16 protein-coding genes are annotated in these 12831 nt (G+C 70.6%); 10 read left to right on the top strand and 6 right to left on the bottom strand.

Features of this window, described 5'->3' with window-relative positions; all coding sequences use genetic code 11:
• Complete coding sequence (locus tag ACFOMP_RS01130) at positions 1-1710, top strand: glycerol-3-phosphate dehydrogenase/oxidase (RefSeq protein WP_379027579.1); 1710 nt, start codon at positions 1-3, stop codon at positions 1708-1710.
• The gene (locus ACFOMP_RS01125) at positions 1697-2089 is read left to right on the top strand and encodes a DUF4186 domain-containing protein (protein WP_379027578.1); all 393 of its coding nucleotides are present in this window, start codon (positions 1697-1699) and stop codon (positions 2087-2089) included. The genes ACFOMP_RS01130 and ACFOMP_RS01125 overlap by 14 nt, the downstream gene beginning before the upstream one ends.
• Before the next feature lie 7 nt (positions 2090-2096).
• On the opposite strand, the gene ACFOMP_RS01120 is transcribed toward ACFOMP_RS01125, so the two are convergent.
• Together ACFOMP_RS01120 and ACFOMP_RS01115 are read right to left on the bottom strand one after the other, a co-directional pair.
• The gene (locus ACFOMP_RS01120) at positions 2097-2993 is read right to left on the bottom strand and encodes a bestrophin family protein (protein ID WP_379027577.1); all 897 of its coding nucleotides are present in this window, start codon (positions 2991-2993) and stop codon (positions 2097-2099) included.
• 76 nt (positions 2994-3069) lie between these two features.
• A complete protein-coding gene (locus tag ACFOMP_RS01115) occupies positions 3070-3873 on the bottom strand; it encodes a nitrilase-related carbon-nitrogen hydrolase (protein ID WP_379027576.1) in 804 nt (267 codons plus the stop codon).
• Positions 3874-3962: 89 nt separating this feature from the next.
• Between ACFOMP_RS01115 and ACFOMP_RS01110 the strand changes: the two genes are divergently transcribed.
• The 7 genes from ACFOMP_RS01110 (at position 3963) to ACFOMP_RS01080 (ending at position 9040) form a co-directional block, all read left to right on the top strand.
• On the top strand, positions 3963-5615 hold the full coding sequence (locus ACFOMP_RS01110; protein ID WP_379027575.1) for a flavin monoamine oxidase family protein: 1653 nt from the start codon (positions 3963-3965) through the stop codon (positions 5613-5615).
• A 225-nt stretch (positions 5616-5840) separates the two neighbouring features.
• Entirely contained in the window at positions 5841-6092 is a 252-nt protein-coding gene (locus tag ACFOMP_RS01105; RefSeq protein WP_289896299.1) for a hypothetical protein, read from the top strand.
• 188 nt (positions 6093-6280) lie between these two features.
• Entirely contained in the window at positions 6281-6754 is a 474-nt protein-coding gene (locus ACFOMP_RS01100; protein ID WP_289896300.1) for a sigma-70 family RNA polymerase sigma factor, read from the top strand.
• Between the two features lie 477 nt (positions 6755-7231).
• Entirely contained in the window at positions 7232-7585 is a 354-nt protein-coding gene (locus tag ACFOMP_RS01095; RefSeq protein WP_379027574.1) for a hypothetical protein, read from the top strand.
• Complete coding sequence (locus ACFOMP_RS01090) at positions 7585-7947, top strand: hypothetical protein (RefSeq protein WP_379027573.1); 363 nt, start codon at positions 7585-7587, stop codon at positions 7945-7947. Before ACFOMP_RS01095 ends, ACFOMP_RS01090 begins: the two co-directional genes overlap by 1 nt.
• Positions 7944-8801 carry a glucose 1-dehydrogenase gene (locus ACFOMP_RS01085; RefSeq protein ID WP_379027572.1) on the top strand — a complete coding sequence of 286 codons (858 nt, stop codon included), beginning with the start codon at positions 7944-7946 and terminating at the stop codon, positions 8799-8801. The genes ACFOMP_RS01090 and ACFOMP_RS01085 overlap by 4 nt, the downstream gene beginning before the upstream one ends.
• Positions 8802-8818: 17 nt before the next feature.
• Positions 8819-9040: a hypothetical protein gene (locus tag ACFOMP_RS01080; RefSeq protein ID WP_379027571.1), complete on the top strand. Its 222-nt coding sequence runs from the start codon at positions 8819-8821 to the stop codon at positions 9038-9040.
• A gap of 53 nt (positions 9041-9093) precedes the next feature.
• On the opposite strand, the gene ACFOMP_RS01075 is transcribed toward ACFOMP_RS01080, so the two are convergent.
• The 4 genes from ACFOMP_RS01075 to ACFOMP_RS01060 form a co-directional block, all read right to left on the bottom strand.
• The gene (locus ACFOMP_RS01075) at positions 9094-9276 is read right to left on the bottom strand and encodes a DUF3008 family protein (protein ID WP_289896304.1); all 183 of its coding nucleotides are present in this window, start codon (positions 9274-9276) and stop codon (positions 9094-9096) included.
• 48 nt (positions 9277-9324) lie between these two features.
• Positions 9325-9531, bottom strand: coding sequence for a hypothetical protein (locus ACFOMP_RS01070; RefSeq protein WP_289896305.1), 207 nt, complete (start codon positions 9529-9531; stop codon positions 9325-9327).
• A gap of 58 nt (positions 9532-9589) precedes the next feature.
• Positions 9590-9886 (bottom strand): PRC-barrel domain-containing protein, encoded by a 297-nt coding sequence (locus tag ACFOMP_RS01065; protein WP_379027570.1) that lies wholly within the window; start codon positions 9884-9886, stop codon positions 9590-9592.
• A 106-nt stretch (positions 9887-9992) separates the two neighbouring features.
• A complete protein-coding gene (locus tag ACFOMP_RS01060; protein WP_379027569.1) occupies positions 9993-11621 on the bottom strand; it encodes an acyl-CoA dehydrogenase family protein in 1629 nt (542 codons plus the stop codon).
• 164 nt (positions 11622-11785) lie between these two features.
• Between ACFOMP_RS01060 and ACFOMP_RS01055 the strand changes: the two genes are divergently transcribed.
• Complete coding sequence (locus ACFOMP_RS01055; protein WP_379027568.1) at positions 11786-12748, top strand: AAA family ATPase; 963 nt, start codon at positions 11786-11788, stop codon at positions 12746-12748.
• Positions 12749-12831 lie beyond the last annotated feature (83 nt).

Genomic DNA, 12831 nt, shown 5'->3' with positions numbered 1-12831 from the left:
ATGACCCAAGACATCGACGTGCTGATCCTGGGCGCCGGGGTGAACGGCGCCGGGCTGTTTCGCGATCTGTGCGAGCAGGGCGTGACCTGCGTGATCGCGGACAAGGGCGATTTCGGCGGCGGCACCTCGGCAGCGCCGTCGCGGCTGATCCATGGCGGCATCAAATACCTGGAAACCGGCGAATTGCGGCTGGTCGCGCAATCGACGCTGGAGCGCAACCTGCTCTTGAAGAACGCTCCGCATCTGGTGCGGCCGCTGCCGACGGTGATCCCGATCTTTTCCTGGCTCCGGGGCATTCCCGCCGCCTTGCGCACGCTTTTCGGCTCGACCACCGCGCCCCGCAGCCGCGGCGCGGTGCTGATGAAGATCGGCCTGGCCATGTATGATTTCTACGGCCGCCGCCACCGGGTCATGCCGCGCCATCAACTGTGGTCGCGGGCGCGGGCGCTGCGCGAGATCCCGCCGCTGACCCCGCGCATCGTCGCCGCCGGGCAATATTACGACGCCACGGTGACCCAGCCCGAGCGGCTGGTCTGGGAACTGATCGCCGACGGGCTGCGCGCCAACCCGGCCAGCCGTGCGCTGAACCACACGGCCATTGTCGGCACGGACGGCGACGCCGTGACGCTCGGCACGTCCCAAGGCCCGCTGGCCCTGCGCCCGCGCATCGTCGTCAATGCCGGCGGCCCCTGGATCGACCGGATCAACGCCCAGCTCGGCGCACCCTCGACGCTGATCGGCGGCACCAAGGGCTCGCATATCCTGCTGGACCACCCCGGGTTGCTGGCGGCGCTGAAGGGCCGGATGATCTATTTCGAGGCCGATGACGGTCGCATCTGCCTGGTCTTCGACTATCTGGGCCGGGCGCTGGTCGGCTCGACCGACATCCGCGCCGACGACCCGGACGAGGTCGCCTGCGAGGATGCCGAGATCGACTATTTCATCGCCGCGTTGCAGGGCCTGCTGCCGGGCCTGCAGTTCGATCGCGGCCAGATCGTCTATGCCTATTCCGGCATCCGTCCCCTGCCCGCCTCGGACGGCACCGCGCCGGGGCTGATCAGCCGCGACCATTCCGCCCCGGTGGCCGAGCCCGGGGGCGCGCGGCGCTGGCCGATCATCTCGCTGGTGGGCGGCAAATGGACCACCTTTCGCGGCTTTGCCGAAGAGGTCGCCGATACGGTGCTGGCCCGGCTGGGCCGGGCGCGGCGGATCGGCACGCAGGCGCTGCCCATCGGCGGCGGCCGCGACCTGCCGCGGGATCCGGCGGCGCGACAGGGCTGGATCGCCCGCGCCGCCGTCGCCACCGGCGCCCGTCCCGGGCGCGCCGCGCTGCTGCTGGATCGCTACGGCAGCACCGCCGGACCGATCCTGACCGCCGAAGGGCCGGCGCCGGAATTGCTGCAGGACGCGCCGGAATACAGCCTGGCCGAGTTCGACTGGCTGATCCGGCACGAAAGCGTGGTTCACCTGGCCGATCTGGTCATGCGCCGCAGCGCCATCGCCGTCACCGGGCGGCTGTCCGGGCGCGACCTGGACGCCATCGCCGGTCGATGCGCCGCCGCGCTTGGCTGGGACAGCATCCGGCAGGCGGCGGAACTGGCGCAAACCGAAGCGCTGCTGACCCGGCGGCACCGTCTCCGACTGCTGGCCGAGGCCGGGGCTTCCCCGCCTCCGCGTGCCGGGCTAGCTTGCGCGGATGGGCCAGAATGACGATATCTTCGCGCGGCTCGAGCGGTCGCGGTTTCGCAGCCGCTTCCATCTGGGCGCCAAGGAGCGCGCCTATGCCGATGCCAAGGGGCGCGCGACCATCGCCCGCCATGCCCGCGAGCTGATCGCGGCCCGACTGGCGCCCGAACAGCCGCGCAACGACGGCAAGCAGACGCCGATGCGCGGCCATCCGGTCTTTGTCGCCCAGCACGCCACGGCCTGCTGCTGCCGGGCCTGCCTGGCGAAATGGCACGGCATCCCGGCCGGTCGAGCGCTGAGCGCCGAGGAACAATCCCGCATCGCCGCCCTGCTGATGCGCTGGATCGACCGCGAGATGGGCTACCGGCCGCCGGACCGGAGCCCGGCCGGACCGGCGGGATAGCGCCGCCTCAGCTCAGCACATGGCCGCGGACCGGGACGGGCTCGGGCAGATCCTGCGCCTCGAGCGCGGCCAGCATCTCGCGCTCGACCGTGCGCGTGAGCGCGTCGAGCGGCAGGGCGTTCGGCGCGGTGCCGAACGGATCCTCGAGCTGGTGGCCAAGCGCGTCGAGCCCGAAGAAGGTATAGGCCACCAGCAACACCGGCAGCAGCGTCCACCACCCCAGCGACCCGGCCAGCGCAAAGGGCAGCGTCACGCAAAAGACCAGCGCCGTGCGGTGCAAGAGCAGCGAATAGGCAAAGGGCACCGGCGTGGTGACGATACGCTCGCAGGCCGCCTGCGCCGCCGAAAGCTGCGCCAGATAGCCCTCGAGCACCGAATAGCGGATCCCGTCGATCCGGCCGGCGGCGGCCAGCGCCAGCAGGTGCCGGCCCAGCTGCTGCAGCACCGCATCGGTCGGGTTGGGATGGCGGGCGGTTTCGGCCCCCGGACACCAGGCGGCGATGGCCGCGCCCTCGTCCTGGCGCCGCAACCGCGCCGCCAGCCCGGCGGCAAAACCGCAGGCCGGGACCAGCAGGTCGCGCCGCTCGGCCGCATCCAGATCGGCGCTGGCGCGCGCCAGCCCGCGGCAGGCGACGATTACCTGACCCCAGAGTTGCCGCCCTTCCCACCAGCGGGCATAGCAGGTGCCGTTGCGAAAGCTCATGAACACCGACAGCGCGATGCCGATCAGCGTGAAGGGGATGGCGCTGATGCGGGCGAAGATGCCGGGATGCACATTGGCCGCCAGCACCGCGATGACGCTGACCGCGCCGATCACCGCCAGCCGCCCGATGATGGCCGGCACGATTGAGCCCTGCACGGTGAACAGGATGTCGCGAAGATTGGGCTGGGAATGCAGGATCATGGCTGGTCAGGAGCTGAGAGGCATACAGCCGGCCTAAGGCCGGGGCCGCAGGAATCGGCTTGCCGCGGGCCGGGCGTCACGGTTTCGACCCAACCGGGGGGCCGGCAATCCGGGCCGGGCGGTATTCCCCCCGCACCGGCCGGCCCTCGGCAGGGACGGCATCGGCGGCCGCCAGGTCGACGACCAGCAGCGCCTCGCCCCGCGCGCCGGCCGTGGCCAGCGGCTGCCCGTCGGGCCCGGCGATGACCGAAAGGCCGCCGAAGCGCAGGCCGCCCTCGGTCCCGGCGTAATTCGCATAGGCCACCACCGCGTCGCTTTCATGGGCGCGGGCCGGCACCAGCGCCCGCGGCACATGCTCGAATCCCAGGGGATTGGCGGTCGGCACCAGCAGCAGCCGGGCACCCGCTTCCGCCAGCGCCGCGGCATGGCCGGCGAATTCGATATCGTAGCAGATCAGCAGCGCCGCCGGCCGGCCGTCCAGGGCAAAGACCGGCGCCAGCGCGGCGCCGCGCGCAAAGCCCGCCCGCTCCATCGCGCCGTAAAGCTGGACCTTGCGGTAATGCGCCAGGATCGCGCCATCCGCGCCGATGGCAGTGGCGGCGTTGTAGACCGCGCCCCCCTCGCGTTCGGCCCAGCCGAGGCAGAGGCCGCAGCCCGCCGCGCGCGCCATCGCCCGCAGCCGGCCGATCCATTCCCCGTCCAGCGTCTGGGCCAGCGCGGCGTGCAGGTCGGGACGGTTGTAGCCGGGCAGGATCAGCTCGGGCAGGACCAGAATCGCCGCGCCCGCCGCCGAGGCGGCCTGCAACTGCCGACAGATCGCCGAAAAAACCTCGTCGATCCGGCCATTTGTCGGCGCCGCTTGCCAGAGTGCAAGCTTCACTTCGGACCCCTCTCATGCCCATAATCCGCCCGCAGTCTAGACGATCCGCGGATTTTGGCCATCCGGTCCCGCCTCTTACGGAGCAGCGCATGAGCGACAGCAGGCCGGTCACCGCCTTCGGCCCCGACTTCCCCTTTGCCTATGACGACTGGCTGCGCCACCCGGCCGGGCTGGGCACCATCCCGCCCGAGCGCCTGGGCACCGAGGTCGCGGTCATCGGCGCCGGCGCCGCCGGCATCATCGCCGGGCATGAGCTGATGAAGCTGGGCCTGCGGCCGATCCTTTATGAATCGGCCCGCTTCGGCGGCCGGCTGCGTTCCGAGATCTTCGAGGGCACCGAGGACATCGTCGCGGAACTGGGCGGCATGCGCTTCCCGGTCTCCTCGACCGGTTTTTACCATTACGTCGATCTGGTCGGGCTCGACAGCGCCCCGTTTCCCAATCCGCTGACCCCGGCCGCCGGCTCGACCGTCATCGACCTGGAGGGCGAGACGCATTTCGCCCGCACCCTGGACGACCTGCCCCGGCTTTACCACGAGGTCGCGGCCGCCTATCGCGCCGCGCTCAATGAACATGCCGATTTCGCCGCGCTCCAGCAGGCGGTGCGCGAGCGCGACGTGCCGGGCCTCAAGCGGCTTTGGGATCCGCTGGTCGCGCAATGGGACGAACGGACCTTCTACGATTTCGTCGCCTCGTCGCGGGCCTTCCAGGCACTGAGCTTCCGCCACCGCGAGGTCTTCGGCCAGGTCGGTTTCGGCACCGGCGGCTGGGACAGCGACTTCCCGAACTCGATGCTGGAGATCCTGCGCGTCAACCTGCTGGAACTCGACGACAACCAGCACTTCATCCTGGGCGGGGTCGAGACCGTGCTGCATCGGCTGTGGCGCCAGCCGGCGGCCTGCGCGCATTGGCCGGCAGGCACCACCCTGGCGGGCCTGAACGGCGGCGCGACGCTGGGGCGGGCCTGCCGCATCGCACGCCGGGGCGGCGGCTTCACCGTGACCGACCAATGGGGCAATGCCCGCGACTATGCCGCGGTGCTGGCGACCTGCCAGAGCCATCTGCTGACCACCTCGGTCGCGGTCGAGGAGGCGCTTTTCGACCAGAAGCTGTGGATGGCGCTGGACCGCACCCGCTATATGCAGGCGGCGAAAAGTTTCGTGATGGTGGACCGGCCGTTCTGGAAGGACATCGACCCGGCGACCGGCCGGCCGGTCCTGTCGATGACCCTGACCGACCGGCTGACCCGAGGCAGCTATTTCTTCGACAACGGCCCCGACCGGCCGGCGGTGATCTGCCTGAGCTATTCCTGGATGACCGACGCGCTGAAGGTGCTGCCGCTGGCCCCGGAAAAGCGCATCGCGCTGGCGCTGGACGCGCTCGAGAAGGTCTATCCGGGCGTGGACATCCGCAGCCATATCCGCGGCAACCCGATCTGCGTCAGCTGGGAAAGCGACGAGAATTTCCTGGGCGCCTTCAAGGGGGCGCTGCCCGGCCATTATCGCTATAACCATCGCATGTACGGGCATTTCATGCAGGCCGACATGCCGCCCGAGCAGCGGGGCATCTTCCTGGCCGGCGACGGCATCAGCTGGACCCCGGCCTGGGTCGAGGGCGCGGTGCAGACAGCGCTCAATGCCGTCTGGGGGGTGATGGCGCATCTGGGCGGCGCCTGCCATGCCGAGAATCCGGGGCCGGGCGACCTGTGGCCGGCCATCGGCCCGGTCGCCCTGCCGGACTAGGGCCGCCGGCCAGCCAGATCGGCCTCCCGGCGGCTCCGTTCCCGTGCCGGAATAAGAGCCGCGGCCTTGCCGGCCGGCTTGCTGTCGCGCGCCATGTGACCGCCCCATGCCGTGGGGCCAAGCAACCGGCACGGCAACACTGTCGGAATATTCAGGTCGGCAAGGCTCGCCAAGCCGCGCGCTTCGATTAAGATATGTATAGTCGAAAGAGCATGGAGAGCCCTGATGGCCAACAGCGAAAGCAGCCCGGTGGTCGATCCCGAACTCGACGCGGCGCTCTGCGAGCTGCTGGCGCAGACGGCAAGGGAACCGATCTCGCCGCGGCTGCACGCCTTGGCACAGCGCCTCGAGGCGGCACTCGAGGCGGCCCGGCTGGGCCAGACCGGTCAGCGCGCCCACAGGAAAGCCGGCGGCGAAGGCGACCCGGCCGACCGCGGCGCGGATCGCCGGCGCGACGGCGGGAACGGCACCGCCTGAGGCGGTCCGCCCCCGGGGCCTCCCGGCTTCGGCCGCTTCCAGCCGCCCGGCGGCATGCGCGCGGAACCATCCCGGCGCGGCGGCATTGACTCGGCACCGGAACCGGCACCGCAGGCCCCGCCCGGGACGGCCGGCCCGCCACCGAACGAACCGCCGAACCGAACCTTCGAGGAGCGTGAAGCACTGCCATGTCGGATGACATCATCGGCCACATCCCCGCGCTTCGGGCCTATGCGCGCGCGCTCTGCCGCTCGGTCCCCGATGCCGAGGACCTGGTCCAGGAAACCCTGCTGCGCGCCATCGAGAACGCCCATCGCTACCGGCCCGGCACCAACATGCGCGCCTGGCTTTTCACCATCATGCGCAACCGCTTCTTCACCAATTGCCAGAAGGCGGCGCGCGAGCGCACCGGCGCGGCCGACTGCGCCTCGGCGTTGCCGCAGGTCCGGCCCGACCAGGAATGGCACATCCGGGCCAGCGAGATGCGCTCGGCGCTGATCGAGATGCCGCGCCACTACCGCGAGGCGATCATCCTGGTCGGCGCGCTTGGCGAAACCTATCTCGACGCCGCCCGCATCCTCGACTGCGACATCGGCACCATCAAGAGCCGCGTCAACCGCGCCCGCGCCATGCTCAGAAAAACCCTGGAACCCGCGTTGTAAGGACGGGACGGGGCTGCCGGCGCGGCCGGGGGCAAAGCCGGCCGGAACCTCGTTCGCCCCGGTCCCGGCGCCATGGCCGGATGACGGCCGCACAGGGCGCCGCGGTGCCGCCTTTGGCAATCACGCGCGGCGGGCGACGGCTATCGCCCATCCGCCCGCCTACCCTCAGGCCGCTTCGCGGTTCGCCTCGCTCTCGGCGATTTCGGTCAGTAGCTGGACGGTTCAGGTTTCCTCCTCCGGACTCTGCTCGAACAGCGCCGCCGCCTTCTTGATGAGACCGGCGATGGCCGGGCCGGTCTTGCCGCGCAGCGCCTTCGGGATCTGCCGCTCGGCACGGAATAGCGGCCCTTCAGCGCGTCATGGCACGGATCGCCAAGAAGCTGGTCAAGGTGCCCCAAACCGGCAAAGGCCAGGTTTGTTCCCGGGAACAAAGCGCCGAGGAAACGGTTCGGAAGGAAACAGGAACGGAGAAAGCCCATGTCCCGTCCCACGCCCCCTTCCGTATTCCATCCGACCCCGCGGCGGATCGCCATGGCCGGCTTCGACCGGGCCTGGCCGCTGGCCGCGCTCTGCGCCGCGCTGCTGTCCGCCTTGGTGCTGGGCGCGCTGGCCGCCGGTCGCGGCCTGCCGGTCTGGATGCCGCTGAACGCCACCAGCCACGGTCTGCACGGTCCCGAGGCCGCCGGCGTGACCGCGCTGGATCTTGCGCATACCGGCCTTGGCGCCGCCATCCATATCGCCTCGTGCTTCTTCTGGGCGGCGGTGGCGGTGCTGCTGATCCGCCGGGCGGCGCAGGGCGGCGCCTGGCTGGGCTGGTCGATTACGGGCTGATGCCCGCCCGTCTGCGCCCGGGATGGGAGCTGGTGCTGCCGCCCTGGGGCGTCGTCGCCGGGTTGGCCGCCATGGGCGTCGGCCTGTCCCTGGGGCTGATCGCGGCGCGGAGGCTTGACCGCGGCGCTGCGGGAACATCGACGACCCGCGAAGGTTATGCGCCCCTCTCCGGCATGGCCGGGACGCCGCGCGAACCGCCGCTTACGGCGGTCGAGCGGCTGCGCCATCCGGCGCCGCATGTGCTCGACCAGCGCCAGCAGCGCATGGACCCGGCCAGTGCCGTCACCGAAGACCCGAACCGCCTTGGCAACGGCAACAAGCAGCCCGGCGATCCGCATCCTGACGAAAGGCCCGACCGATGAGCGATTATCCCAAGCCACCCTTTCCGGAACAGCAGCAATCGCTGCCCGGCAGCTTCCGGAAGATGAACCCGCGTCCCGACCATGGCGAGGAAAGCTGGAAGGGCACCGGCCGGCTGGAGGGCAAGGTGGCGCTGATCACCGGCGGCGACAGCGGCATCGGCCGCGCCGTCGCCATCGCCTATGCCCGCGAGGGCGCCGATCTGGCGCTGTCCTGGCTGGACGAGACCGAGGATGCCGCCAGCACGGCGGAACTGGTGCGCGAGGCCGGGCGCGACTGCCTGTCCATCCCCGGCGACATCGCCGATCCCGGGCATTGCCGCACGCTCGTGGCCCAGGTGGTCGAGCGCTTCGGCCGCATCGACATCCTGGTCAACAACGCCGCGCATCAGAGGCTGTTCGACAAGATCGAGGAAATCCCCGACGAGGAATGGCGCCGCACCTTCGCCGTGAATATCGACGCGATCTTCTACCTGACCAAGGCGGCGGTGCCGCACATGCCGGAAGGGGCGGCGATCATCAACACCGCCTCGATCAATGCCGACAAGCCCAATCCCAAGCTGCTGGCCTATGCCACCACCAAGGGCGCGATCCAGAACTTCACCACCGGGCTGGCGCAGATGCTGGCCGAACGCCGCATCAGGGTGAATGCGGTGGCGCCGGGGCCGGTCTGGACGCCGCTGATCCCCGCCAGCATGTCGCCCGAGGACGTGTCCCGCTTCGGCGCCGACTATCCGATGCAGCGCCCGGCGCAGCCGGTCGAGCTGGCCACGGCCTATGTCATGCTGGCCGAGCCGATGTCGAGCTATGTCTCGGGCGCCACCATTGCCGTGACCGGCGGCAAACCGATGATCTGAAAGGAAAGGAGCCGATCATGAACAACCGGCAACTGGCCTTCTTCTGCGGCCTTGCGGCGGGCTTCGTGCTCAAGGGGTTTTGCGACCTGGCGATGACGCCCCGTGGCGAGCCGGCCGGCCCGCCACGGGTGCGCACCGCCGGCCGGCACGAGATGGAGGACCCGCCCCGAGACTGGGACATGGTGGACGAACAGGGCGACGAATCCTTCCCCGCCAGCGACCCGCCGGGGAATTACTAGCAGAAAGGGCGGGGGTTGGTGCCCCCGCCCGCATCCGTTCCGGTTGGTTCGTGTCAGTGCTTGTGCTCGGGTTTGCCCTTGCGCTTGGTGCTGGCAAGCTCCTCGAGCTCCTTCTCGGTCATCGATTCATACATCTGCTTCGATGATTCGTGCAGCTCGCTCTTGCTGGTCTCGCCGCGCTTGGCGGACAGCGCCGCGCCGGCGGCCTTTTGCTGCGCCTTGGACTTGGCAGGCATGTCATCATCCTCCGAAGACCGGCGGAAGCGGCCGTTCCTTGCGGAAGGTCACTCGCCGCCATTGGTTGCACGGTCGTTCTGCCGGGCCTTGCGGTCGCCCGCCTCGCGGTTCTGGCCGCCGGCATTCGGCTCGTTCGAGCGCTGCATCTGCTTGGGGTTCAGCACCGGATCGGCATTGCCCATCTTTTCCTGCTGCGCCCTTTGCTGGACATTGAACCTTTCGTTTTCCGCTTTCGGGTCGAATTTCGCGCCCATGGCGAATCCTCCTGTTTTGCCGGGGCGGCCGGTCCGAATGGCGGCCGGCCGCGCCGGATCAGTGGCGATGTTCCGGCATTTCCTTCAGCTCGTCCTTGGTCCAGCGCGAGACGGCGTGGACGCTGTTGCTGGCGTCGCGCATGAAGTCCAGCTCGGTTGCCGGGACGGAAACCGGCTTCGAGCCGATGCCGAGGAAACCGCCGACGTCGATCACCACCGTCGCTGTGTTTCCGTCGCCGTGGACATGCGAGACATGGCCGATCCTTTCGTCCTCCGGGCCATAGATGGTGGCCCCGGTCAGCGTGGCCTCGGTCAACTCGGTTTCGTTCAGACGGGTATGCGTGGCATGGTCCATTGGGAACCTCCTCTGCTTGTCCGGTTGAGGTTCTTCCAACCACCGCAGGGCCCAGATGTTCCATAACGCGGATGTGAGGCGCGGCGCAGAGCCCCGGAAACGGCGGTCATTCGCCCAAGGGCAGGCCGCCGGCAAGCACCCTTTCGGCAAGCTCGGCGGGGATCGCGCCGGACAGCCGGCCGCGCTCAGCCGTCAGCCGGGTGGCCACGAAAGCCTCGGCAACCGGGCCGGGGCCGGATTGCAGCAGGGCGGCGGCTGCCAGCAGCAGGGCGCTGCGCTCGGCGAACCAGCGCGCCTCGGCCTCGGCCACGCCCCGGCTCCAGCGCGCCCGGTGCGCCGCCAGCGCGGCGTCATAGGCCCGGTCCAGGCCGGCCGCGGCATCCAGCCGCGCGTTCAGCACCTCGGCAGCCAGAGGCTCGCGCGCCAGCGTCCGCAGCGCGTCGAGGCAGATCACGTTCCCCGCCCCCTCCCAGATGCCGTTCAGCGGCGCCTCGCGATAGAGCATCGGCAGGGACGTGTCTTCGATATAGCCCGTGCCGCCCAGCACCTCCATCGCCTCGACCACCACCAGCGGGCAAAGCTTGTTGGCCAGGTATTTCGCCAGCGCCACGCCGATGCGGGCAAAGGCGCGGTCCGCCTCGTCCGCGCCGTCGAAGGCCCGCGCCACCGACAGGCCAAGCGCCAGGCTGCCCTGCCAGTCCAGCGCCAGGTCGGCCAGCACGGCGCGCATCAGCGGCTGGTCGATCAGCCGGCGCTGGAAGGCGCTGCGCTGCGCGGTCCAGTGCCCGGCCTCGCGCAGCGCCGCCCGCATCAGCCCGACCGGCGCCATGGCGGTGTCGAGCCGGGTGTGATGCACCATCTCGACGATGGTGCGGATGCCGCAGCCCTCCTCGCCCACCTGCCAGGCCAGTGCGCGGTGATATTCGATCTCGGCCGAGGCGTTCGAGCGGTTGCCGAGCTTGTCCTTGAGGCGCTGGATACGGATGCCGTTGCGGCCGCCCTCCAGCCAGCGCGGCATCAGGAAGCAGGTCAGCCCGCCCCCGGTCTGCGCCAGCGTCAGGAAACCGTCCGACATCGGCGCCGAGCAGAACCACTTGTGCCCGGTCAGCCGCCAGGCCTCGCCGTCGCGCTCGGCCCGCGTGGTGTTGGCGCGCACGTCCGAGCCGCCCTGCTTTTCCGTCATCGCCATGCCCAGCGTCAGCCCGGCCTTCTGCGCCATCGGCCGGACCGAGGGATCGTATTGGCGCGACAGCAGTCCCGCGCGCCACTCGCCCGGCAGCGCGGCGCCCGAGATCACCGGGACGGCCGCATGGGTCATGGTCAGCGGGCAGCAATGCCCCGGCTCGACCTGGCTGGCCAGATAGACCATGGCGGCATGGGCCAGATGGCCGGCGGGGCCGCCCTCCCAGGCAACAGCGTGATAGCCGGCGGCGGTCGAAAGCCGCAAGAAGCGGTGATAGGCGGGATGAAAGCGCAACTCGTCCAGCCGCCGGCCGCCGCTGTCGAACAGCCGCAGTTCCGGCGGATTGCGGTTCGCGTCGCGCGCTGCCTCGCGCAGCTCGGCCCGGCCCAGGGCGGCACCGTAGCCGGCCAGCCCGGCCTGCGCCGCGCCGCTGCCGGCCAGGGCGGCGCGCAACGCCGGATCGTCCTGCCACAGGTCGCGGTCGCCGGGCGGCGCGGGCTGGTTCAGCACCTCATGCGTTTCCAGCTCCGCAGTCGCTTCAAGCGCTGTCATGGCGTCCTCCCTTCGACTGCTGCGCGACCAGTCTAACCCATCCCACGCCCGTCGGACGAGTCCCGCGGCCGGCGGCCCGGCTTCACCCATTCGTCTGATACCAAGAAGAATTGCTTGGAAAACGCCACCGGCCTCGGGTGAAACTTCCCGCAGGGAGAAGAAAAATGTCTCAGCTAGACCCCGTCGGGGCGGGCCCGGTCACCCGCCTTGCCGCAGATGTCGCCAGCGGCCTGGTCGGACACGAGCGCATGGCCGAGCGGTTGGTGATCGCCCTGCTGGCCGGCGGGCATGTGCTGCTGGAGGGCCCGCCCGGCATCGCCAAGACCCGCGCCGTCAAGCGGCTGGCCGCGCATCTGCCGGGCAGCCATGCGCGCATCCAGTGCACGCCCGACCTGCTGCCCTCGGACCTGACGGGGACGCAGGTGTTCCGCGCCGACAGCGGCCGGTTCGATTTCGTGCCGGGACCGATCTTCCACACGCTGGTGCTGGTGGACGAGATCAACCGCGCACCCCCCAAGGTGCAGTCGGCGCTGCTGGAGGCCATGGCCGAAAGCCAGGTGACCACCGGCGGCGTGACCCGGGCGCTGCCCGACCCGTTCATGGTCGTCGCCACCCAGAACCCGATCGAGCACGAGGGCACCTTTCCGCTGCCCGAGGCGCAGATGGACCGCTTCCTGCTGCACCTGGCGCTGGACCTGCCCGACGCCGAGACCGAGCGCGGCATCCTCGACCTGGTCGAGGCCGAGGCGATCCGGCCCCCCGCCGCGCCGGCGCCGCCGGTCGGCGCCGGCCAGATCCACGCCGCGCGCGAGGCGGTGGCCCGCGTGCATCTGGCCCCGGCGCTCAAGGATTACATCGTGCGGCTGGTGATGGCGACGCGGCCGGGCGGGGCGGTGGCGGAATGGGTCGAACATCCGGTCTCGCCCCGCGGCACGCTGGCGCTCGCGGCGGCGGTGCGGGCGCGGGCCTGGCTCGACGGCCGCGACCACGGCCTGCCCGAGGATGCCGAGGCGCTGGCCGAGGACGCGCTGGCCCATCGCCTGATCCCGAACTGGCAGGCGCTGGCCGAGGGGCGCTCGGGCCGCAGCCTGATCGCCGACGTCCTTCAGGCGGTGCGGCCGTGGTAGCGATGGCGGCGGCGCTGGACCGGCCCGGCCTGCGGCTGACCGCGGCCGAACTCATGGCGCTGCGCCCGCCGGCCCGCACGGCG

It is taken from the genome of Paracoccus simplex (genome assembly GCF_042648325.1).
GTDB lineage: Bacteria > Pseudomonadota > Alphaproteobacteria > Rhodobacterales > Rhodobacteraceae > Paracoccus > Paracoccus simplex.
Note: the sequence above shows the minus strand (reverse complement) of the source record. Positions and strands in the feature narration are given on the sequence as shown.

Coding starts and splice junctions, on each gene's coding strand:
- ACFOMP_RS01130 (WP_379027579.1), top strand. CDS start 1: ATGACCCAAGACATCGACGTGCTGATCCTGGGCGCCGGGGTGAACGGC.
- ACFOMP_RS01125 (WP_379027578.1), top strand. CDS start 1,697: ATGGGCCAGAATGACGATATCTTCGCGCGGCTCGAGCGGTCGCGGTTT.
- ACFOMP_RS01120 (WP_379027577.1), bottom strand. CDS start 2,993: ATGATCCTGCATTCCCAGCCCAATCTTCGCGACATCCTGTTCACCGTG.
- ACFOMP_RS01110 (WP_379027575.1), top strand. CDS start 3,963: ATGAGCGACAGCAGGCCGGTCACCGCCTTCGGCCCCGACTTCCCCTTT.
- ACFOMP_RS01105 (WP_289896299.1), top strand. CDS start 5,841: ATGGCCAACAGCGAAAGCAGCCCGGTGGTCGATCCCGAACTCGACGCG.
- ACFOMP_RS01100 (WP_289896300.1), top strand. CDS start 6,281: ATGTCGGATGACATCATCGGCCACATCCCCGCGCTTCGGGCCTATGCG.
- ACFOMP_RS01095 (WP_379027574.1), top strand. CDS start 7,232: ATGTCCCGTCCCACGCCCCCTTCCGTATTCCATCCGACCCCGCGGCGG.
- ACFOMP_RS01090 (WP_379027573.1), top strand. CDS start 7,585: ATGCCCGCCCGTCTGCGCCCGGGATGGGAGCTGGTGCTGCCGCCCTGG.
- ACFOMP_RS01085 (WP_379027572.1), top strand. CDS start 7,944: ATGAGCGATTATCCCAAGCCACCCTTTCCGGAACAGCAGCAATCGCTG.
- ACFOMP_RS01080 (WP_379027571.1), top strand. CDS start 8,819: ATGAACAACCGGCAACTGGCCTTCTTCTGCGGCCTTGCGGCGGGCTTC.
- ACFOMP_RS01075 (WP_289896304.1), bottom strand. CDS start 9,276: ATGCCTGCCAAGTCCAAGGCGCAGCAAAAGGCCGCCGGCGCGGCGCTG.
- ACFOMP_RS01070 (WP_289896305.1), bottom strand. CDS start 9,531: ATGGGCGCGAAATTCGACCCGAAAGCGGAAAACGAAAGGTTCAATGTC.
- ACFOMP_RS01065 (WP_379027570.1), bottom strand. CDS start 9,886: ATGGACCATGCCACGCATACCCGTCTGAACGAAACCGAGTTGACCGAG.
- ACFOMP_RS01060 (WP_379027569.1), bottom strand. CDS start 11,621: ATGACAGCGCTTGAAGCGACTGCGGAGCTGGAAACGCATGAGGTGCTG.
- ACFOMP_RS01055 (WP_379027568.1), top strand. CDS start 11,786: ATGTCTCAGCTAGACCCCGTCGGGGCGGGCCCGGTCACCCGCCTTGCC.